Below are 19,533 nucleotides of genomic sequence, written 5' to 3' on the forward strand. Positions count from 1 at the left end.
AATAAAATATCGGTATAATTGTTACAAAATCAGTCGAAGTATGGAAAAAATTACGCCTTGATTTTCGTCTGTTACATAGTATTTTTGCAATAATAGAATTAGATAATAGCCTTAGTACCTATAAATAATGAAGAGTATTAGAATGATAGTTGTAACGTGGAACATATATAATAGAAGAAACTCAATTTAGTAGATAAATAAAAAACGTAGGAGTGTAAACTCCTACGTTTTTGTTTATTCATATCGTAAACATTCAATTGGATCCAGTTTGGCAGCTTTGTTAGCTGGTAGTAAACCGAATATAATACCGATTAACATGGAGATACCTACTGCAAGAAGTCCAAGTTCTTTTGAGACAACGAGTGGCCATCCAGCAAAGATTGAGACGATCCAAGCGAAGAAAATACCGAGCATGAATCCGATGAAACCACCAAGTCCTGTTAAAATACAAGATTCGATTAAGAATTGTGTTAATACTTTACCACGTGTTGCACCAAGTGCTTTACGAATACCAATCTCACGTGTACGTTCTGTTACAGATACGAGCATAATGTTCATTACACCGATACCACCAACAAGTAAGGAGATAGCAGCAATACCACCAAATACCATTTTCATCATACCGATTGATTCGTCTAGTTGTTTCGTAAATTCACCTAAGTCTTGTGCTTCGAATTTGTGCTCAAATTTAGGAGCTTTCATTTCGTTTAAGACAGAAACGGCTTGTTTTTCTACACTTTTACGTTCTGTCGGAGAGGTCATTGTTAATCTTACAGAGTCATACTCATTTACTCCTGAAATGACAGGCGCATTTTCAAGTGATGTATAACCTTCAGGCATAGGCATTCCAAAGTCGTTTTTCGTTTCGTATACACCAACTATTTTATACGGCTTTCCTTTTATATCTGTGTATTGATTTGATTCCCAACCACTACTAAATAATTTGTTGAAAGCTTCTTCATTTAATATAACAGCAGGGATTGCTTGGTTTAGTTCACTGTCATTTAATTCACGACCGTGAACTAATTTTATTTTCGAATCTGTCATAAAGGCGCCTGTTCCACCTTTTAAATCAAGATTTACATCTTTTGAACCAGCAGATGCTTTTACTTTCATACTTACGTCTGGATACACATCTTTAACGCCTGGTACAGTTTGCAGACGGTTTAGCATATCAGGTGTGATTTTGGCACTATCTGTTCCGTAATCAGGATTGTTGTAGTAAATCGTTACTTCGTTATCTTTTCCTTGGCCTAATTCTTTTTTAAACTTTGCGTTTGTACCATCACCCATTGAAATGATAGTAATAATGGCACTAATACCGATAATAATACCTAACATCGTTAAAATAGAACGCATTTTATGAGCAAAGATAGAGGAAAGGGCCATGCGTATATTTTCACTCGTATTCAAAATTAACCTCTCCAATCTTGGACGATATTTCCGTCACGAATTACAATTTGACGTGCTGCAGCTTCCCCGATTTCACGGTCATGGGTAATCATAATAATTGTTGAGCCTTGTTTATTTAATTCGTAAAAGAGGTCCATAATTTGTGTACTCGTTTTCGTATCAAGTGCCCCCGTCGGTTCATCGGCTAAAATGAACTTTGGGTTATTTACGATTGCACGTGCAACAGCGACACGCTGCTTTTGTCCACCTGATAATTCGTTCGGTAAGTGAGTAGCGCGATCAGCTAAACCGACTTTTGTTAAAGCAGCTAATGAGCGCTCGCGTCTTTCTTTTTTATCGACTCCAGCGTAAATAAGAGGTAGTTCTACATTTTGAAGCGCTGTAAGTCTCGGTAATAACATGAAGTTTTGGAATACGAATCCGATCTCTTTATTACGTACGTGTGCAAGTTCTGTTTCAGTCATGTTTGAAATATTTTGACCGGCTAGTTCGTACGTACCTGTCGTCGGTTTATCTAAGCAACCGATAATGTTCATTAATGTTGATTTACCAGAACCAGAAGGTCCCATAATAGAAGTGAATTCTCCTTGGTTCAGTGTTACGTCAATTCCGTGTAATATTTGAACGGATTCTGCACCATTTTGGAAGGATTTCGTGATGCCTTTTAAGTTAATCACTGGGCGACAACCTCCATACCATCTTTTAAGTCTTTTTCAGGTTTAGAGATAATTTCCTCTCCTTTTTTCACTCCAGAAACTTTTGCTTCGCTATCAGTCTCGAATTCAACAGTAACTGCTTGTTCTTTCGCCTTACCGTCTTTTACAACGAAGACAACATTTTTGTCACCTTTTTTCACGATACTGCTTTTCGGAACAATTGTACCAGTTGCTTCGCCAGATTTACTTGTTACGTAAACGTGGAAGCCGTTTTGTAATTCGTCACTATTATCTAATGTGACAGTGAATTGATAGTTAGAAACAGTTTTATTTTCATCCATGCTCTTTAATGGTGTAGAACCGATTTCTGTTACTTTTCCTGTCCAAGTCTTACCAGCGACAGTTTTTGATGAAATAGTTACTTCTTGCCCAACTTTCATACTAGCAAGCTCATATTCAGAAAGTTGACCTTTTACTTTAAATTGACCAGCGTGACGAAGAGTAATTCCGCTCATACCTGTTTTTTCGTCAGCAGTTTTTACGATATCATCAATTACGCCATCAGCAGGACTTGTTACAGAAAGAGTGTTTACTTTCTCTTTTGCTGCTTTAATCATTTCATCAGCTTTTTCAACTTCAAACTTTTTCATTTCAAGTTGTGATTCTAATTGCCCAACTTCAACTTCTGATGCTTTTAATGCTTCAGCAGGAAGGCCTGCATTTTTATCTTTTTGTAATTTTTGTTTCGCCGCATCAATTTGTTTTTGGAACAACGTTACTTCTTTTTGTGCGATTTTCTTTTGCATTTCTGCTTCTGTTATACCTTGATTCGCAGTCGGATCATTGTATTTAAATAGAAGCTGACCTTTTTTCACTTCATCGCCTTTTTTTACAGCTAATTCATATGTTCCTTTTGTTGGATCGAATGAAATAGTTTCAATTCCATTTGGAATAACTTCGCCACCAAATTTTTGCGCGTTTTGGATTTGTTTTTCAGTTACTTTATATCCGCTATATGCCATTGCTACTTCTGAACCGCCCCCAGCAAATGCAAAGTATGATCCAGCTGCAATTCCGATTGCTACTACACTAGTAATTAACACCTTATTTTTCTTTTTCATCTATTTATCACCTTTTCGTTCGTTTTAGTATCTACATTAAGTATAGAAGAGGTGAAGAATCTGACAAATCGTTTTAGCTTACAATAACCTTACAGTTTTGTAAGGTATGAATATGTAAATGTAAGGTAGAGGTTGTCCTATTGTAAGCAAATGAATTGACTCGTTGTTTCTTTCTTACAATAATATTGTATGAAGGAGAGGAGGAAGGAAGATGGAAGCTTATTTTAGTGCGCATCCATTAAAACCGTTTATTCCATACTCAAGGCAACATGCCATTATATTATTTATTATGTTGGTGGGGATATTTTTTCTGTATCAATACCAAGATTTATTACGTCAAAATGAGTGGAATATAACGGTTCGATATGCGATTGCATTTTTATTTATAGGTAGTGAAATTGGGCTTCATATGTGGGAGTGGAAAGCGGGGATTTTTGAGCTAGCTACTTCATTACCGTTTGAGTTATGTACAATTAGTTTATTGTTAGCGTCGATTATGATTGTAACGAAAAGTTATCGAATATATGAGATTGTATTTTTTACGGGAATTATTGGTGCATCACAAGCCATTTTAACACCAAATTTGCAATATGCTTTTCCGCATTTTCGTTTTATTGAATATTTTATCGCGCATGTATTGCTTATTTGGGCACCACTCTTTATGACTTGGGTGGAAGGCTATAGACCGACCTTGCAATCTATTAAGCGTACGATGATATTTTTAAACATATTGATTCCGCTTGTTTCGTTTGTGAATTACAAAACAGGTGGTAATTATATGTTTTTAGCTCATAAGCCAGAAACAGCTTCATTACTCGATATGTTAGGACCGCATCCTTACTATATTATTTCATTAGAACTCGCAGCGCTTATTGGGTGTTTTATTTTATATATTCCGTTTGCGAAAAGAGAAAGGCATGCGCATAAAGAATCACTAGGATCATAGCCTAGTGATTTTTTGTCTTTGAAATATTTACAATTCAGAAAATTAAGAATAAAATTAGAGGATAAATTATATATAGAGAGAAGGGAAAACGTGGTCAAAAAAGTTTTTCTAAATGGAATGGAAGTGACGATTCAATTTCTTATTTCGATTTTGGGGATTATTATTTTAGGGGCTTTGCCGAAATTATTTTATGGATTTAAGGTGGATGTATCAAAGTACATACAGAGTTTAAAAGAAGTGTTTGTGAACTTAATGGATATTTCCAATTTGCAATATGTGAAAGGGAAATTTTTATTTCCACAGTTGTTCGTCCATTATAAAGAAACGATTATTATTTTTTTGGCTACTTTTTTCATTTCATTATTTATAGCATTTTGCATTGTTTATGTCATTATGAGTAGTTCAACGCGTATACAACATCGAATTAAATCATTTCTTATCTTCCTAGAATCCATTCCAGATATTCTTCTTATTTTAGTATCACAAATTTTAGTTGTATGGTTTTTTAAACAAACAGGTTTTTTACCTTTTCAAATCGCGTCAATTGGAGGCGAGTCGATTAGAGGGTTGCCAATATTGTGTTTGAGCATCCCGACTACGATTATGTTTGTAAAAATGGTAGTGCTTCGTTTTGAAAATGAACTAGAAAAAGATTATGTACTATTTGCTAAGGCGAAAGGGCTGGGGCGCTTTCATATTTTAAATCGTCATATTTTACGAAATGTGTTGCTTAGTACATTATTCTTTGCGAAAACGAATATCTTTTTTATGTTATCTAATTTATATATTATAGAATGGATTTTTAATACGGGTGGTATTTTTATGTTTTTGAAATCGTATGAGGGTATTAGAGTTGAGGTTTTCATCGTTAGTATGCTGCTTATATATATCCCGATATTTATTTTATTCAAGCTGTTTCATTATTTCATTCCAGCTGCGATGAAGGAGAGATTATAATATGTGGATGTATATAAAACGCGATAAAAGATTTTGGATAAGTATTGGATTTCTTCTCATATTAGTTCTTTTGAGCATCGGAAATACGTTATGGAATGATGGACACATTAGACAAGTTACATTGCAATATGATGCGGATGAAAATCCACAAGTGCCACCGTTTTCACCTTCATTCCAATTTTTACTCGGGACAGATCGGAAAGGATACGACCTTTTACATTTAGTTATTGAAGGCGCGAAGTGGACGATTGGTATATCTATTTTAATTGCGGCACTTAGAATGGTAATAGGTGTGTTCTTTGGTGTTGTACTTGGAACATATGTAAGAAGAGGTTTTTCAAAGATTGAGGCTTTTTTTGATAGTTTCACAGTTATTCCGACAGTTATGATTGCGTATTTTTTTCTTCAATTTGCAAATCTATTTGGAAGCGGAGAGGAGACAACAACCTTTTTTGAAAGGGCTTCGTTTCAAGTGGTATTACTTGTACTGCTTGTAATGCCAGTTATTGCACTGTATGTTGCGAAGGAAGTTCGTAAATTGCGAACGGAAGAATTTGTTGATGCCGCGCGCATATTAGGCGGATCGAGAAGACGTATTGTTATAAAACATCTTTTTCCGCATCTCTATATGACTTTTATACTCGTATTTCTTCAACAGTTTACACAGAGCCTTACTATTTTACTGCACTTAGGATTACTTGAAGTGTTCTTTGGTGGGACTGTTACGTTTGGTGGACCTATAAAAGAGGTGGAATCTTATACGCATGAATGGTCAGGTTTAATTGGAGTATACTTTAGATCATTAACAGTGCATCCATGGATTCCTCTCGTCCCAATTACATTTTTTGGGCTTACTATTTTTTCAGGAAATATGATTGTGAAAAGTATAGAAGAGGCGATGTTGAAAGTAAGGTTAGGCGGAGAGCTAAAGAAGGATGTTGTAGAAGAGGAACAATCTGTTGTGCAGTCAAAAGAAGAGTTATTTACTTTTAAGCATACGATGTGAAGAGAAAGAAGAAGCAAGCATGGATTTCATGCTTGCTTCTTTTCTTTATTTTGTAGAAACTTCACCTGCAGCTTCTGTTTGCGGAATAAAGTATCCAATTATACCACCGATTATTGCTGGAATGATCCAGCCAATTCCTAAGTTATAAAAAGGAATGGTGTGTACGATATTAGCGATAAAATCTGGTATCATTTCCACATTATCAAGTGCGTGAATACAGCTAATAATAAATGCTGCGATCATCGCTCCGATGTAGACAGAAGGTTTACGTTTCGTATATTTATCGATAAATGATACGAAAATTAAAATGATTGTAATTGGGTACAAAATAATTAATACAGGTAGTGTGATTTTAATTAATAAGCTTAATCCTAAGTTTGAAATAACGAAACTAAAGATACAAACGTATAGCACAAGCTTTTTGTATGAAACATTTGTTAGCACTGTTGTGAAGTAATTTGCAAATGCACTTACAACGCCAATTGCCGTTGTTAAACAAGCGAAGATAATGGCGATACTTAATAAAATATTACCGCTTGTCCCAAAGAATTGATACATAACAGTAGCTAATAGTTGACCACCGTTTTCGAATTGCCCTAAGTTTCCGTTTGAAGCTCCGATATAACCGAGTAAGAAGTAAACAATTGTTAAGAATAGAGCAGCGATACTTCCGCAAATGATTGTATATTTCGCGATAGATTTCTTCTCTTGTATACCGTTTTGACGAATTGCATTTACAACAATTGTTGATAGTACGAGAGCGCCAATTGCATCTAACGTTAAAAATCCTTCAAGAAATCCTTTGAAAAACGGGATGTCTTTATAGTCACCAATAGGTTCTGCAAACGTCCCTGGTGAAAGAATCGCTTTTGTTGCCATAATTGCAATAATTACAAGTAAAATTGGCGTTAATATTTTACCGATATGATCTACTAGCTTGGATGGATTTAATGATAAGAAGTAAACGACTGTAAAGAAAATCGCACTAAAAACTAACATAGAATACCATTGATCTGGGAAAAGTGGTGCAATCCCGATTTCATAAGATACAGATCCAGTTCGTGGAATAACAAATAGTGGGCCGATTGAAAGATAAATAATGATAGCGAATACTGCTGCGAATTTTGGATGAACACGGCTCGCTAAAGTGTTAAAACTACCACCAGCAAGGGCAACAGCAACGATAGCAAGTAAAGATAAACCGACGTCTGTAATAATAAACCCTGTAATGGAAACCCACATATTTTCTCCGGAAGAAAGACCGAGAAGGGGCGGGAAAATCATATTACCAGCACCGAAGAAAACTGCGAATAGTAATAAACTAATCGAAAGTATTTGCGCTGGTTTTAAAGTTGTATGCATATAAAGAAAATCCTCCTAATGAGTGTTTTTGTCGAAAATTCAAATAATTTGTCGAGTAACTGTTATTATTTTAAAGGTCTGATGACTAGAAAGCAATAGGGAATTTTGAAAATATTAAAAAATAATGCATTAAATCGAATAAATATACTATTTATATGTTTAATAGGAAGGATTTAACTTTTAACATAAAAAAACACATATCGCTAGGATACGTGTTTTAAAAAAATATTTTTTTATCGCGTTCTTCTTTTAAAATTTCAACTGCTTCTCGGAAACGTTGTGAATGGACAATTTCTCGTTCACGTAAGAAGCGTAGGCTGTCATTTATATCTGGATCATCTGATAAGTTAATGAGCCATTGATATGTTGCGCGTGCTTTTTCTTCAGCTGCAATATCCTCGTATAGATCGGCAATTGGATCACCTTTAGCCTGTATATAGGTTGCAGTAAATGGAACACCAGCAGCGTTATGGTAATGAAGAGCACTGTCATGATCAGCGTAATGAGGGTCAAGACCAGCAGCTTTCATTTGTTCAGGGGTCGCATCTTTCGTCAGCTTATAAACCATTGTAGCAATCATTTCAAGGTGAGCAAATTCTTCTGTACCAATATCAGTAAGTAGGCCAATGACTTTATCAGGAATTGTATAACGTTGATTTAAGTAACGTAGTGCAGCAGCTAATTCTCCATCTGCACCACCGTATTGCTCGATTAATAATTTTGCAAGTGCGGGATTGCAAGTTCCCACTTTAACTGGGTATTGTAATTTCTTTTCATAAATCCACATAGTTTCTCTCCTTTATATTTGCCATGGCCAAGGACCTTTGCTCCATTCCCAAGGGGCATTAGAATAGCTATTTCCAAACTGTTGGAGTGGTCCGTATTTTTCTTCCATCTTTTGTTTTAATACTCTCCGTTTATAGGAAAAATCATTAAATTGATTAATCGCAGCGGTGTCATCTGGATGTGTATCTAAATAAAGAGTGAGTTCAACTAGTACAAAGTCTAATTCTTGAAGCTCCAGTAAAAGCTGATAGTATTCTTCTGGTAGCGATTGATTCACGTCAGTAGTCACCGCCCTTTTTTATAAGGATTTTCATAATAGTCATAAAAAACAGGCCATAAAGTCCCTTTTTGTAGTGCTTCTTTTGGTGTGAATTGCGGCAAGTTTGGCGGTTGAAAGCCTAAAAATAAATTAGGAGGAGTAGAATAATATTTTTTTCCGATAGGAGGACAAGGATCGAGAGGGCTATGATAGGGCACGAATGATCTCATATATTTATTCACGAATAAACCTCCTTACATGTTCATTACTACGTATTGTATTCAGACATAATGAGCATTTATGACACATATAAAAAAGTAATAGGTACGGGGGGAATGAATGTGGAGACTGTGAAACAATTCATTGTATTGGAAGTAAAGAACTTAAAGGAAACTCTGTATTTTTATGAAGGGATTTTAGGGATAACACCTAGTTCAGAAAGGCCGCAATTAGATATTACAGGGGTTTGGTATGATACTGATTCAACGAGAATTAGTTTTGTGATGAATCGCAGTTTGGGCGGGCGTGAGAAGAGTGTTACGGACTCAGTTGATGTTCTAACCTTTTCAATTTCTAACATAGGGAATGTAAAGAAGAGGTTAGTATTTTATAAAATCGCATATACAGAAAACAAAAGTGAGAAGAGTATTGTGGTACAAGACCCGGATGGATATAAACTTCAAGTGATAGAGAAGGATGAATAGACGGAGGGGATTTAGTGGAGAGAAATTATGAAGAAAGTGCGTTGTTTGAGCATCAATTTTGGTTAAAGGTACTTACTGATCATGCACAATTTTTACTGGATGCATTAGCTCCGAAGGAAAAAGAGGATATAAAAAAAGCTACTTACTTTGTTGAAACATTTACGAATTTGTTAAATAAAGTTCGGAATGTGAATCTGATGGCATTTTCAAAAGAGGCAGAACAAGCCGCTAAGGAGATTCGGGCGTTTAAATTAAATATTATACAGAAACAGCTGGAAGGGAAAATTACTATTCATTTTACGCCAACTTTTATTAATCATATGGTAAACGAAGTGGAAGAGTATATAACAGTTTTAGAGTTTTTGAAGAAAGGGGAAGTTCCGCCTGTTTTTCATGAATTACATTATCATCTCGTTTGGTTAACGGATGCGGCTGGTCATGCAGGCTCTATTTCTGGTGGATTAGATCTTGTTGAAAAAAGATTGAAAGAGAAAAGCGAAGAATTTACGAAGCATTTTGAACAATTTTACTTAAAGGCAGTTGAAATGACAGGGTATTTACGGACAGAGCTGCATCATTTTCCTGCATTAAAGAAGTTTACGAAAGATGTTTCACTTGAATTGAAATTATTTTCGCATTTTTTACATGAAGTGGAAGAGCTCGAGTTATCTCATGAAGTATTAAGTGCATTATCAGCTAGAATGGCAGATCATATGGCAAGAGAAGAATGTTACTACTTATTAAAACTAGCTCAATCGTCTGGACTTGAAATGCCGAAATGTAATCCGCTTTAAAGAAAAAGAGGTCAATTTTATTTGGCCTCTTTTTCTGTTTTATTGTCTCTTTTTATTTTTGCTTGTTCAATGCTTGCCTGTAATGTCTCCATAATATTAATGATGTTCGGAGCTGGAGAGATGGTTTCGGTTTTTTCCTGCTGTTCAATTTTGTTTTCGATTAGTTCGGTAAGGGCTTCTTTATACTCATCTGTATACATCTCTTGTTCAAAAGGATTTGTAAGATGGTGGATTAAATTGATTGCTGCTGTGAGTTCTTGTTTTTGAATCGGATAATTTTCGTTACTTGGTAAGTTAGGTGTATTTGTTATAGCGCGAATTTCATTAGGGTAGTGAATAGTTTGCAACATAAGACCATCCTCAAAGTTACGGATAATAGCTAAATGTTGTTTTTTTCTAATAGAAATATGAATAAGCCCAAGTTTATTTGTACGTTCAAGAGCTTCTTTTAATAATAAATACGATTTTTCATGTCCTGGGGTAGGACCTATAAAATAAGAGCGATCATAAAGAACAGAATCGATTTCGTTATTTTGGACAAAAGATATAATACGAATGGATCGTGGTTCAAGAGCTTGTTGTAATTCAGCTAATTCTTTTTCATCCATAATAATATATTTATGAGGTGCGTATTCATAGGCTTTTACAATATCGTTATCATCAATTTCTTCATCCGTACAATCAGGAGCAAATTTTTTATATTTAATAGGTGTTAAACATTCTTTATGGAGGCTTAAAAATTTTATATCGTTTTCTTCTACGGCACTGTATAGTTTAATTCCTATATTTAATAGTCCAAGTGAAAGTGCACCTTTCCAGACGGTATGCAAATGAAACATCTCCTTTCGTTCAAAAATGATTATGTATATTATGAGATAGTAAGAAATTTCCTATACGTTTTTTGTTTTTTACGAAAGGGATTGGGATATAAAATATATTGACAAGCCCTCTGAAATATTTTAATGTGAGTGTATAAAATTGTGTATAAAGGGGAGTAACTTATTACAGTAAAGTCGTCATTACAGGGAGAAACCCTCGGCTTTATTGGCAACGTTTCGTTGTTAGTGAGACCTTTACCAGCAATGGTAAAGGCCCCTTTCTGTCTTTTTGAGGACCCTTACCATATTTGGTAGGGTCCTTTTCGTATACAAAGAGAGGAGATATAAAAATGAAAAAACTTATTAGTAGATTAAGAGTTGTATTTCATGTTCGCCGATTTGTTCCATTCCTATTTGACTTTTTTACTTCAAAAGAGGTTTCAATAAAGAAGAAAATTTTATCTGTTGCTTTTTTAGTTGGTTATGTTGCGATGCCGCTTGATTTAATTCCAGACTTCCTACCGTTTATCGGTATTTTAGATGATATTGGAATTGTGTTATTTATTTTGAACCGAATTGTAAAAATGGCGCCAGTTCAATTACAAGAAAAGCATAACGTAAACGTAGGATAGGAGTTAAAATATGGAGCAAATGATTTTAGATATAATCGAGTTTTTAAAGCAGTTTTCTTATTTTGGAGTTGTATTGGCTTTAACGTTCGAATTTATTCCGGCAGAAGTTGTTTTGCCTATGGTTGGGTATTGGGTATACGAGGGAGATATGACTTTTTGGCTAGCTGTATTAGCTGGAACACTTGGCGGAACGACAGGACCGTTAACGTTATACGCACTTGGTTATTATGGTGGTCGTCCGCTATTAATAAAATACGGAAAATACTTCTTTATTAAAGAAGAACAAATTCAAAAAGCAGATGATTTCTTTGAGAAATATGGACCAGTTGTAGCATTTGTTGGACGCTTTGTACCAGGGGTTCGAACGCTTATTTCTGTTCCGTGTGGTATGGCGAAAATGAACATATGGAAATTTAGTATATATACATTTGTAGCAATGTTCCCGTTAACGACTTTGTATGTTTATTTTGGAATGAAATTAGGTCCGCATTGGGAAAAAGCAGCGGATGTTGTTGGACAATATATGCTACCGATATTAGGAGGCGTTATTCTTATTGTTGCTAGTATCTTTGTCTATAAATATATGAAGAAAAGAAACAAAACGGAATCTATCTAGTCATTTGAATATTTTTTGAAAATAGATGAATAGTACAGGCAAAAGACTCTGAGGGACATACACATATAGGGAATATAAAAGAGAGAGGGGAAACAACTATGTCTTGTGAGTGCTCAGGGTCAGCATTAACTTGTTGTCCAGATAAAAATTATGTGCAAGATAAAGTGTGTAGTCCGTGGTCTGCTACTGTAGTTGCAACAGCAATTGATAATGTTCTCTATACAAATAATATTAACCAAAACGTAGTTGGTACTGGTTTTGTTAAATATGATGTTGGACCAGGCCCAATTACTGTAGAAGCGCTTGATTCTGCTGGGGGTACAATTGATACACAAACATTAAACCCAGGAACGAGTATTGCTTTTACGTATCGTCGCTTTGATAGTATACAAGTTGTGTTACCTGCAACACCTGCTGGAACGTATCAGGGAGAATTTTGTATTACAACACGTTATCCACTTTCATAGCAGAATAGGAGAGGATCGAAATGGGAATGAGAAGTTCCAGTTTGTCTTGTTGTTCTAATAAAACACTTGTGCAAGACCAAGTATGTACAGACTGGTCTATTACAGGTGCTGGTACTCAAATTGTATATACAAATAATATCACGCAAGAAGTATATGGTTCAGGTTACGTGAAATATGATGTAGGTGCGAACCCGATTACAGTTGATTTTTTAGTTGGAGCTACAGTAATTGATACAATTACTGTACAACCGCAAAGTAGTGGTACTTTCACTGTCCGATATTTTACGACTGTTCGAATTACTACGACAGGAACAACTGTTAATCAAGGAGAGTTTTGTATTACTGTACGTTATCCGATTTCATAAAAAAGCATACCGTAAATGGTATGCTTTTTTATTGAGAAAGCAATGAAATTGGTATTCTATAAGCAACATGTAAATTCGCAACAGTACTTACCTTCTAAATATAGTGAAGGGTTACTTTGTATATTGATAATACTGACTGACTCTAAGTCTTTTCCTGTGTAAGATATTGTATTACCAGGAAACACAGTGAAAACATTAGTTACTGCTCCAACAATTTGAATCATAATTGCTTCCGTGCTGCTAGTACTATTGTAAACCGAGACAGTACCTGATATAAGTAGTATCCCATCACTTTGCCACAGTATCATTAATTGTGATCCATCTTTGACAGAGGGGATGGTGTTATTCGTTATGAGGAAATTTCCTGCAAATTCATTTGTTACTCGTTCACAATTTGGATTTGGAGGAGGGGGCGGTGGACAAGGGTCTGGATAAATGATAGATAAAGGAGCGAAACAGCCAATATTTTTTTTGTTCTTCAATACAACCCCTCCTTTTAAGTTGTCTTTTATTACTATTAAATGTAAAAGCATGGCCGATGTGTTAAAAAAAGAAGGAAATATTAAAAATTAAGATTGTCTAATAGGCTTAAACCTTAACTTATCATTAGTGTTATAGAAAAGATTATATGTAAATGGTCATAGGAAAAGAATGATTAGACTCTTTTAGACAAAAGGTGGTTGTATACCATAGTACGAGGAATGTTGGACTTAATTTCTAATTAACTGTATATTTACAAAAATCTAATAAAGTTCATTTGTTATTTAAACGACATTAACATATATTAGATAAAATAGCCCTTGTAATGAATCAATTATTATGAGGAGGATTCACGTGGACAGAAATGCTTTAAGAAAAGTAAAAGGCCTTATTGGATTATTAATGGTTTTTGTATTAGCATTCGTATCATTTCCGTGGAGTATATCAGTCAAGGCGGAAGAGAAAAAGCAAGAAAAGGCATCAAGTGAGAAGAAGATAGTTTTTCCAGTTGTAAGTGATGTGCATATTAAAAATAGTGGAAAGGATGATACGTTTCGCTGGAAAAGAGCGATTGAACAGTTTAATACATTAGCACCAAAGCAAGATGCGTTTGTTATTGTAGGTGATTTCACAGATACAGGATCAGTGCAGCAATATGATCGTTTCATGCAAGTGTATAATGAAAATGCAAATAAAGATGCAGTGCGAATGAATTCTCTCGGTAACCATGATTATTGGAACGGTTTATCCGTAGAGGGTGCACAGAAGCGTTTCTTAGAAAAAACAGGTATGGAATCAATTTATTATCATAAGGTGGTAAAAGGTTATCACTTCCTTGTTATGTCTCCAGAGAATGGAACAACACATGGTTATTATTCGGACAAGCAAATTAATTGGTTAAAAGAAGAAATGGCAAAAGCACAAAAAGATGATCCAGAAAAACCGATTTTTGTATTTTTACATCAACATATTAAAGATACAGTGTACGGTAGTCAGGAATGGGGAACACAAGATAGCGCAAAAATTAATGCAGTGTTAAAAGAATATCCACAAGTTATTACGTTTTCAGGTCATTCACATTATCCGTTAGATGATCCGAGATCGATACATCAAAAAGACTTTACATCAGTTGGTACATCTTCAGTAAGTTATATGGAAGTTGAAGGTGGTAAAGTACAAGGGAATATCCCGCCAGGAGCTAGTACGTTAAGCCAAGGTTTATTAGTAGAAGTAGATGAAGAAGAAGTGACGATTAATCGCCGTGATTTCCATACGAATTCTTGGACAGGCGAGCCTTGGAAAATTAAATTACCAGCAAAGAAAGAAACATTTACACATGTAGAAGATCGTGATAAAGAAAAGCCTTACTTTGCTAAAGATGCAAAGCTTGCTGTATCAAATGTAACAGAAAATGCGGCAACAGTAACATTCCCGCAAGCATTGGACAACCTCCTTGTTCACTCTTACCGTGTGCAGGCTAGAGATAAGCAAACGGGTGAAATAAAAAATAAATTGTTAGCATTCTCAGAGTTTTATCGTGATCCAGTGCCGAAAGATCTTACGTTTACGCTTGCAGGGTTAGATGGCGGGAAAGCATATACACTTGAAGTAGTTGCGATTGATTCATTTGGCAATGAAACCGCACAGCCGTTAACTGCGGAAATTACTACGAAAAAAGATAATATTGACCCGAATGTGAAAGTACCAAAAGCTGATGTTTTCGATGTAAACTTTGCAGATGGTACATTTAAAGACAATTCACCATTTGGTACAAAAGGTGATGTGAAGGGCAATGTGACTATTGAATATGATAAAGCATTGAAGAAGAATGTTATGAAGTTAAACGGAAAAGCAAATACATTTGGATACCTTCCATTTTCAGCAGCACAAAAAGAGAAAATAGTAAATACGTTTACATTAGAAACTGTATTTTCAATGAATGAAATTCGCGGACAAGGTATTTTGCAAAATACAGAGAGCGGCGGAATTGGATTTGAGTCTACAGGAAGTGGATATGTTGAATTATGGGCTCACATTGGAGGTAGCTATAAACGTGTTGGTGTTCAATTAGAAGCGAACAAAACGTATCATTTAACAGGAACGTATAACGGAAGCGAATTGGCAATTTACGTAGATGGTAAAAAAGTAAATAGTCAGCCAGCTCAAGGAAAAGTTTATAACCCGAACGTACCATTTGCATTTGGAGCGGATCCTGATAGTAACGGAAATGGTGGTATTCCGTTAAATGGACAAATCGCGTTAGCAAAATTATATAGTAAAGCTTTAAGTTCTTCAGAAGTATTAGCATCATACAATGAGTTTTCTAACCGTACGAAGTTAGAGCAAGTAAATGCGTTATTTGAAGAGCTTGGAAAAGTAAAAGAAGTGTTAGTTAGTACGTATGAATTTGGTGATAAGCCAGGTCAATATTCAAAGGAAGCCTTTCAAGAATTAGAGAAAAGCTATAACATTGCAAAGCAAGCATTTGAAAATGTAGGAAGTACTGGGGAACAAATTATTCAAACATATACCGAATTAAAATCAGCTAATGTAACATTCGTACAATCAAAAGTGGCAGAAGAACAACCAAAAACAACGAAAGAAAAATTACAGATCAATATTGAATCTGCAAAAGCAGTAGTGAAGAAAACGCAAGCTGTAAATGTAACAGATGGTTCAGTGAAATCATTGCAACAAAAAATTACAGTTGCAGAAGCTGTATTACAAGATGTGCAAGTAAAAGATGCACAGGTAGAAACGATGAATCGTACATTAGAGTATGCGATTTCACTTGTTGAAAAAAGTATGAACAAATAAGAGAGAAGAAAAGAAGCTTATCATGATAGGCTTCTTTTTTGTTATACTAAAAGTAGCATAGAAAGAAGGAGCGAATAATTTGGAACAGAAAAAGCTAAAAAGAATTCTTGAATATGTATGGATCGCGGTTGTGCTCCTTGTAGGATATTATTTATTAAAAGATAAAAGTATTTGGGTTTTATTCTTAATGACGTTTTTATTAGCAGGATTAGGAACGTTATTTATTAACTTCTTCTTTGATAGTTTGAATGCCTGGAAGAAGAAAAAGAAGGGGACGAAGTAAAGGAGGGAATATATGCAAAAGTGGAAGCTCATATATCAGGTGATTATTTTCTTAGTGCTTGTGGGTATTGGAATGATCAAATACTCGACACCAATAGGAAATTGGGCATGGTTTACAGCTTGCATCGGCATATTTTTCATTTTACAATCGTTAACGAAAAAATATAATAGTACAGAAAGATAGCTCGCCGTTTTATCGGCGAGCTATTTTGTTATGCTTTTTTCTGTTCATCATTTGTTTTTTCAATAGCTAAATGACTATGCTTTCTAGAGTAGAAGAAATAGAAGCATAAGCCGACTATAAGCCAAACTGCAAAGCTAATCCATGTTGTTTTAGACAAATTGATCATTAAATATAAGCAGCAAAGAATCGCAACAACTGGTAATACAGGTACGAAAGGTGTACGGAATCCGCGTTTTAAATCAGGGTGTGTTTTTCGTAAAATAAGTACTGCGCAGCAAACGAATGTAAAGGCTGTTAATGTGCCGATGTTTACTAAATTCGCTAGCAAATGTAAGTCTAAAAGGCCTGCTAATAAAGCAGCAACAACGCCAGTAATCCACGTATTTAATAAAGGGATTTTTACTCTTTTATTTACACGTGCTAACGCTTTTGGAAGTAGACCGTCACGGCTCATTGCATACGAAACGCGAACTTGTCCATACATAACGACTAAGAGGACGGTTGTCATTCCAGTCATCGCTCCAACAGCGAGTAGTCCTGCAATTGTATCCTCACCAACGAAATGCAATGCAAATGCAACTGGATCAGAAACGTCTAATTGCGTATAAGGAACCATACCTGTTAAAACGAAAGATACAATCATATATAAAACAGTACAAATAAGAAGAGAACCGATAATACCAATTGGTAAATCACGCTGCGGTTTTTTCGTTTCTTCTGCAGCGGTTGCGATTGCATCAAATCCTAAGAAGGCGAAGAACACAGTGGCAGCGCCAGTAATAATACCGTCGTATCCGAATGGAATGAACGGTGTCCAGTTTTCAGGTTTTACATATTTTGCGCCTGCTACGATAAAAGCGATAATAACTGCTAGCTTGATAAGAACCATAATATTATTAATGCGAGCGCTTTCGCGTATACCGAAGCTTAAAAGACCGGTAATGATTAGTAAAATACAAACAGCGGGTAAATCGATGAGGCCACCTTTTCCTACGCCAGGGGCCGAGGCGATTATGGCGGGCAGGTGTATATTGAAACCTTGTAGTAATGATTGTAAATAACCAGACCAACCGACAGCTACTGCTGCAACGGCAAGTAAATATTCGAGCATTAAACACCATCCGACGATGAAGGCGACGACTTCTCCGACTGTCATATATGCGTAAGTATACACACTTCCTGAGACAGGAATAGAAGAAGCAAATTCAGCGTAACAAAAGGCTACACAAGCACAAGTAAATGCAGCAATAAGGAATGATAGCATAATACCAGGACCAGAATGTTTTGCTGCAACAATACCTGTTAATACAAAGATCCCTGTCCCAATTACGGCGCCGATTCCTAAAAACGTTAAATCGAGTGCAGTTAATGTTCTATCTAGCTGCTTTGGTGATTCAGTACTAAGCGCTTTTTTTCGTAATAATGACTTCACTTTGGACTCTCCCCCCGTTTTTTCATTTCCATAACTGCGACTATAGTATGAGCCCATTAAAAAAGAGTAAGTAAGGAAGTGGAGGTGCAGTTATGGTATGTAGTTTTTTAAAATTGCTGGATTAATCTTAATATAATTCAGAATATTTTGTCAAATAAAAATATGACAAATAAAATGCGGATCAATAGGGGAAACTACTTGCAGAAATGGACGAGGGTTAACGACCCACTGATTAAAGTTAAAGTAGGAGCAGATGCTATGTTATTTTATTTTGAACTTGTCGTCATTTTACTTTGTACGAAATTAGCTGGTGACATTAGTGTGAGACTTGGTCAGCCTTCTGTACTTGGTAAGTTAATTGTCGGTATTATTATCGGTCCGGCTGTACTCGGTATTATTAATAGTTCTGAACTGATTGATGAACTGAGTGAGATTGGTGTTTTGTTACTTATGTTTATGGCGGGACTTGAAACGGATTTAGAAGAGTTAAATCGGAATTTGAAATCGTCATTTGCAGTAGCGGCTGGTGGAATTATTTTTCCTTTCATCGGTGGTTATGTAACAGGGTTGCTGTTTGGATTAATACAATCCCATGCCATTTTTTTAGGGTTATTACTTTGCGCGACATCGGTTAGTATTACGGTGCAGACGCTACGTGATTTAGGAAAAATGAATACGAGAGAAAGTACAACAATTTTAGGTGCCGCCGTATTTGATGATGTCATTGTCGTTATTTTATTAGCATTTGTTATGAGTTTTTTAGGAACGCAAGATGTGAATATAACACTTGTTATCGTAAAGAAAATTATTTTCTTTGTAAGTATTGTTTTTATTGCATGGAAAGTCGTTCCTTGGATTATGAAAATGCTTGTCCCGCTTCGTGTAACAGAAGCGTTAATTAGCGCGGCTCTTATTATTTGCTTCTCTTTTTCTTATTACAGTGAAATGATGGGAATTGCAGGCATTATTGGAGCATTTGCAGCAGGAATTGCTATTTCTCAAACAGAGTATAAGCATGAGGTGGAACATAAAATTGAACCGATTGCTTATGCAATATTTGTTCCAGTATTCTTCGTAAGTATCGGAATGGAAATTACATTTCAAGGGATTGGAAGCCAGCTTTGGTTCATTATTATTATGACTCTCATTGCAATTTTCACAAAGTTAATTGGATCAGGTTTAGGAGCGAGACTGACAGGATTTAATCTCCAATCTTCTATTAGTATTGGTGCGGGGATGGTATCACGTGGTGAAGTAGCGCTTATCATCGCTGCAAATGGACTTACGGCGAATTTATTAGCGAAAGAAAATTTCACAGCGATTGTTATTGTTGTTATATTGACGACGATTATTACACCGCCACTTTTGAAGAAATATTTTGTATAGAGAGGAAGGGCTTATCTGATGTAGGTAAGCTCTTTTTTTATTCCTAAAAG

At 35.5% G+C, this 19,533-nt stretch carries 23 protein-coding genes; 13 read left to right on the forward strand and 10 right to left on the reverse strand.

Annotated elements, in window-relative coordinates; all coding sequences use genetic code 11:
- Nucleotides 1–234: 234 nt before the first annotated feature.
- Genes NST27_RS04085 through NST27_RS04095 form a run of 3 tightly spaced genes read right to left on the reverse strand, consistent with a single transcriptional unit; the run spans nucleotide 235 to nucleotide 3,190 of the window.
- Nucleotides 235–1,389 carry an ABC transporter permease gene (locus NST27_RS04085; RefSeq protein WP_001986269.1) on the reverse strand — a complete coding sequence of 385 codons (1,155 nt, stop codon included), beginning with the start codon at nucleotides 1,387–1,389 and terminating at the stop codon, nucleotides 235–237.
- Nucleotides 1,390–1,415: 26 nt separating this feature from the next.
- The gene (locus tag NST27_RS04090; protein WP_000609104.1) at nucleotides 1,416–2,090 is read right to left on the reverse strand and encodes an ABC transporter ATP-binding protein; all 675 of its coding nucleotides are present in this window, start codon (nucleotides 2,088–2,090) and stop codon (nucleotides 1,416–1,418) included.
- Complete coding sequence (locus NST27_RS04095) at nucleotides 2,087–3,190, reverse strand: efflux RND transporter periplasmic adaptor subunit (protein WP_047385654.1); 1,104 nt, start codon at nucleotides 3,188–3,190, stop codon at nucleotides 2,087–2,089. The genes NST27_RS04090 and NST27_RS04095 overlap by 4 nt, the downstream gene beginning before the upstream one ends.
- 211 nt (nucleotides 3,191–3,401) lie before the next feature.
- On the opposite strand from NST27_RS04095, the gene NST27_RS04100 reads away from it, so the two are divergent.
- The 3 genes from NST27_RS04100 to NST27_RS04110 all read left to right on the forward strand — a co-directional run bounded on the left by NST27_RS04100 (nucleotide 3,402) and on the right by NST27_RS04110 (nucleotide 6,099).
- A complete protein-coding gene (locus NST27_RS04100) occupies nucleotides 3,402–4,136 on the forward strand; it encodes a YwaF family protein (RefSeq protein WP_000388679.1) in 735 nt (244 codons plus the stop codon).
- 90 nt (nucleotides 4,137–4,226) lie between these two features.
- On the forward strand, nucleotides 4,227–5,093 hold the full coding sequence (locus tag NST27_RS04105; protein ID WP_000239685.1) for an ABC transporter permease subunit: 867 nt from the start codon (nucleotides 4,227–4,229) through the stop codon (nucleotides 5,091–5,093).
- Nucleotide 5,094: 1 nt separating this feature from the next.
- Nucleotides 5,095–6,099 carry an ABC transporter permease gene (locus tag NST27_RS04110; protein WP_000266971.1) on the forward strand — a complete coding sequence of 335 codons (1,005 nt, stop codon included), beginning with the start codon at nucleotides 5,095–5,097 and terminating at the stop codon, nucleotides 6,097–6,099.
- A 45-nt stretch (nucleotides 6,100–6,144) separates the two neighbouring features.
- Here NST27_RS04110 and brnQ2 read toward each other — a convergent pair whose 3' ends face one another.
- From brnQ2 to NST27_RS04130, 4 genes are all read right to left on the reverse strand, one after another.
- Complete coding sequence (gene brnQ2 / locus NST27_RS04115; RefSeq protein WP_000557552.1) at nucleotides 6,145–7,461, reverse strand: branched-chain amino acid transport system II carrier protein BrnQ2; 1,317 nt, start codon at nucleotides 7,459–7,461, stop codon at nucleotides 6,145–6,147.
- A 217-nt stretch (nucleotides 7,462–7,678) separates the two neighbouring features.
- The gene (gene cotJC, locus NST27_RS04120; protein ID WP_000265273.1) at nucleotides 7,679–8,248 is read right to left on the reverse strand and encodes a spore coat protein CotJC; all 570 of its coding nucleotides are present in this window, start codon (nucleotides 8,246–8,248) and stop codon (nucleotides 7,679–7,681) included.
- Nucleotides 8,249–8,260: 12 nt separating this feature from the next.
- Nucleotides 8,261–8,524, reverse strand: coding sequence for a spore coat protein CotJB (locus NST27_RS04125; RefSeq protein ID WP_001076510.1), 264 nt, complete (start codon nucleotides 8,522–8,524; stop codon nucleotides 8,261–8,263).
- Nucleotides 8,525–8,532: 8 nt separating this feature from the next.
- Entirely contained in the window at nucleotides 8,533–8,748 is a 216-nt protein-coding gene (locus NST27_RS04130) for a spore coat associated protein CotJA (protein WP_001046257.1), read from the reverse strand.
- Nucleotides 8,749–8,796: 48 nt separating this feature from the next.
- Here NST27_RS04130 and NST27_RS04135 point away from each other — a divergent pair, with 48 nt between their 5' ends.
- Nucleotides 8,797–9,210, forward strand: coding sequence for a VOC family protein (locus NST27_RS04135; RefSeq protein ID WP_001986206.1), 414 nt, complete (start codon nucleotides 8,797–8,799; stop codon nucleotides 9,208–9,210).
- Between the two features lie 14 nt (nucleotides 9,211–9,224).
- Nucleotides 9,225–10,004, forward strand: a complete 780-nt coding sequence (locus tag NST27_RS04140; protein WP_000440975.1) for a DUF2935 domain-containing protein — start codon at nucleotides 9,225–9,227, stop codon at nucleotides 10,002–10,004.
- 17 nt (nucleotides 10,005–10,021) lie between these two features.
- Here the strand turns inward: NST27_RS04140 and ku are convergent, their stop codons facing one another.
- Nucleotides 10,022–10,834 carry a non-homologous end joining protein Ku gene (gene ku, locus NST27_RS04145; RefSeq protein WP_047385656.1) on the reverse strand — a complete coding sequence of 271 codons (813 nt, stop codon included), beginning with the start codon at nucleotides 10,832–10,834 and terminating at the stop codon, nucleotides 10,022–10,024.
- A 338-nt stretch (nucleotides 10,835–11,172) separates the two neighbouring features.
- On the opposite strand from ku, the gene NST27_RS04150 reads away from it, so the two are divergent.
- From NST27_RS04150 to NST27_RS04165, 4 genes are all read left to right on the forward strand, one after another.
- On the forward strand, nucleotides 11,173–11,454 hold the full coding sequence (locus tag NST27_RS04150; protein WP_000733852.1) for a YkvA family protein: 282 nt from the start codon (nucleotides 11,173–11,175) through the stop codon (nucleotides 11,452–11,454).
- Nucleotides 11,455–11,464: 10 nt separating this feature from the next.
- Nucleotides 11,465–12,070 carry a DedA family protein gene (locus NST27_RS04155; protein WP_000437069.1) on the forward strand — a complete coding sequence of 202 codons (606 nt, stop codon included), beginning with the start codon at nucleotides 11,465–11,467 and terminating at the stop codon, nucleotides 12,068–12,070.
- Nucleotides 12,071–12,168: 98 nt separating this feature from the next.
- The gene (locus NST27_RS04160; RefSeq protein WP_001277540.1) at nucleotides 12,169–12,537 is read left to right on the forward strand and encodes a DUF3992 domain-containing protein; all 369 of its coding nucleotides are present in this window, start codon (nucleotides 12,169–12,171) and stop codon (nucleotides 12,535–12,537) included.
- A 20-nt stretch (nucleotides 12,538–12,557) separates the two neighbouring features.
- Complete coding sequence (locus NST27_RS04165) at nucleotides 12,558–12,902, forward strand: DUF3992 domain-containing protein (RefSeq protein ID WP_000525814.1); 345 nt, start codon at nucleotides 12,558–12,560, stop codon at nucleotides 12,900–12,902.
- Nucleotides 12,903–12,958: 56 nt separating this feature from the next.
- Here NST27_RS04165 and NST27_RS04170 read toward each other — a convergent pair whose 3' ends face one another.
- Nucleotides 12,959–13,384, reverse strand: a complete 426-nt coding sequence (locus NST27_RS04170; RefSeq protein ID WP_000791330.1) for an S-Ena type endospore appendage — start codon at nucleotides 13,382–13,384, stop codon at nucleotides 12,959–12,961.
- A gap of 352 nt (nucleotides 13,385–13,736) precedes the next feature.
- On the opposite strand from NST27_RS04170, the gene NST27_RS04175 reads away from it, so the two are divergent.
- The 3 genes from NST27_RS04175 to NST27_RS04185 all read left to right on the forward strand — a co-directional run bounded on the left by NST27_RS04175 (nucleotide 13,737) and on the right by NST27_RS04185 (nucleotide 16,665).
- Nucleotides 13,737–16,199, forward strand: coding sequence for a LamG-like jellyroll fold domain-containing protein (locus tag NST27_RS04175; protein WP_047385659.1), 2,463 nt, complete (start codon nucleotides 13,737–13,739; stop codon nucleotides 16,197–16,199).
- A 79-nt stretch (nucleotides 16,200–16,278) separates the two neighbouring features.
- Nucleotides 16,279–16,482 (forward strand): hypothetical protein, encoded by a 204-nt coding sequence (locus NST27_RS04180; RefSeq protein ID WP_000435800.1) that lies wholly within the window; start codon nucleotides 16,279–16,281, stop codon nucleotides 16,480–16,482.
- 12 nt (nucleotides 16,483–16,494) lie between these two features.
- Entirely contained in the window at nucleotides 16,495–16,665 is a 171-nt protein-coding gene (locus NST27_RS04185) for a hypothetical protein (protein WP_001174850.1), read from the forward strand.
- Between the two features lie 28 nt (nucleotides 16,666–16,693).
- Here NST27_RS04185 and NST27_RS04190 read toward each other — a convergent pair whose 3' ends face one another.
- The gene (locus tag NST27_RS04190) at nucleotides 16,694–18,097 is read right to left on the reverse strand and encodes an amino acid permease (protein WP_000838711.1); all 1,404 of its coding nucleotides are present in this window, start codon (nucleotides 18,095–18,097) and stop codon (nucleotides 16,694–16,696) included.
- A gap of 162 nt (nucleotides 18,098–18,259) precedes the next feature.
- Here NST27_RS04190 and NST27_RS04195 point away from each other — a divergent pair, with 162 nt between their 5' ends.
- Nucleotides 18,260–19,483 (forward strand): cation:proton antiporter, encoded by a 1,224-nt coding sequence (locus NST27_RS04195; RefSeq protein ID WP_370940894.1) that lies wholly within the window; start codon nucleotides 18,260–18,262, stop codon nucleotides 19,481–19,483.
- Nucleotides 19,484–19,533: the final 50 nt, after the last annotated feature.

This window comes from Bacillus sp. FSL W8-0770 (assembly GCF_038008705.1).
Classification (GTDB): Bacteria; Bacillota; Bacilli; order Bacillales; family Bacillaceae_G; genus Bacillus_A; species Bacillus_A cereus.

Coding starts and splice junctions, on each gene's coding strand:
- NST27_RS04085 (WP_001986269.1), bottom strand. CDS start 1,389: ATGGCCCTTTCCTCTATCTTTGCTCATAAAATGCGTTCTATTTTAACG.
- NST27_RS04095 (WP_047385654.1), bottom strand. CDS start 3,190: ATGAAAAAGAAAAATAAGGTGTTAATTACTAGTGTAGTAGCAATCGGA.
- NST27_RS04100 (WP_000388679.1), top strand. CDS start 3,402: ATGGAAGCTTATTTTAGTGCGCATCCATTAAAACCGTTTATTCCATAC.
- NST27_RS04110 (WP_000266971.1), top strand. CDS start 5,095: ATGTGGATGTATATAAAACGCGATAAAAGATTTTGGATAAGTATTGGA.
- brnQ2 (WP_000557552.1), bottom strand. CDS start 7,461: ATGCATACAACTTTAAAACCAGCGCAAATACTTTCGATTAGTTTATTA.
- cotJC (WP_000265273.1), bottom strand. CDS start 8,248: ATGTGGATTTATGAAAAGAAATTACAATACCCAGTTAAAGTGGGAACT.
- NST27_RS04135 (WP_001986206.1), top strand. CDS start 8,797: ATGAGCATTTATGACACATATAAAAAAGTAATAGGTACGGGGGGAATG.
- NST27_RS04150 (WP_000733852.1), top strand. CDS start 11,173: ATGAAAAAACTTATTAGTAGATTAAGAGTTGTATTTCATGTTCGCCGA.
- NST27_RS04155 (WP_000437069.1), top strand. CDS start 11,465: ATGGAGCAAATGATTTTAGATATAATCGAGTTTTTAAAGCAGTTTTCT.
- NST27_RS04160 (WP_001277540.1), top strand. CDS start 12,169: ATGTCTTGTGAGTGCTCAGGGTCAGCATTAACTTGTTGTCCAGATAAA.
- NST27_RS04165 (WP_000525814.1), top strand. CDS start 12,558: ATGGGAATGAGAAGTTCCAGTTTGTCTTGTTGTTCTAATAAAACACTT.
- NST27_RS04185 (WP_001174850.1), top strand. CDS start 16,495: ATGCAAAAGTGGAAGCTCATATATCAGGTGATTATTTTCTTAGTGCTT.
- NST27_RS04195 (WP_370940894.1), top strand. CDS start 18,260: ATGACAAATAAAATGCGGATCAATAGGGGAAACTACTTGCAGAAATGG.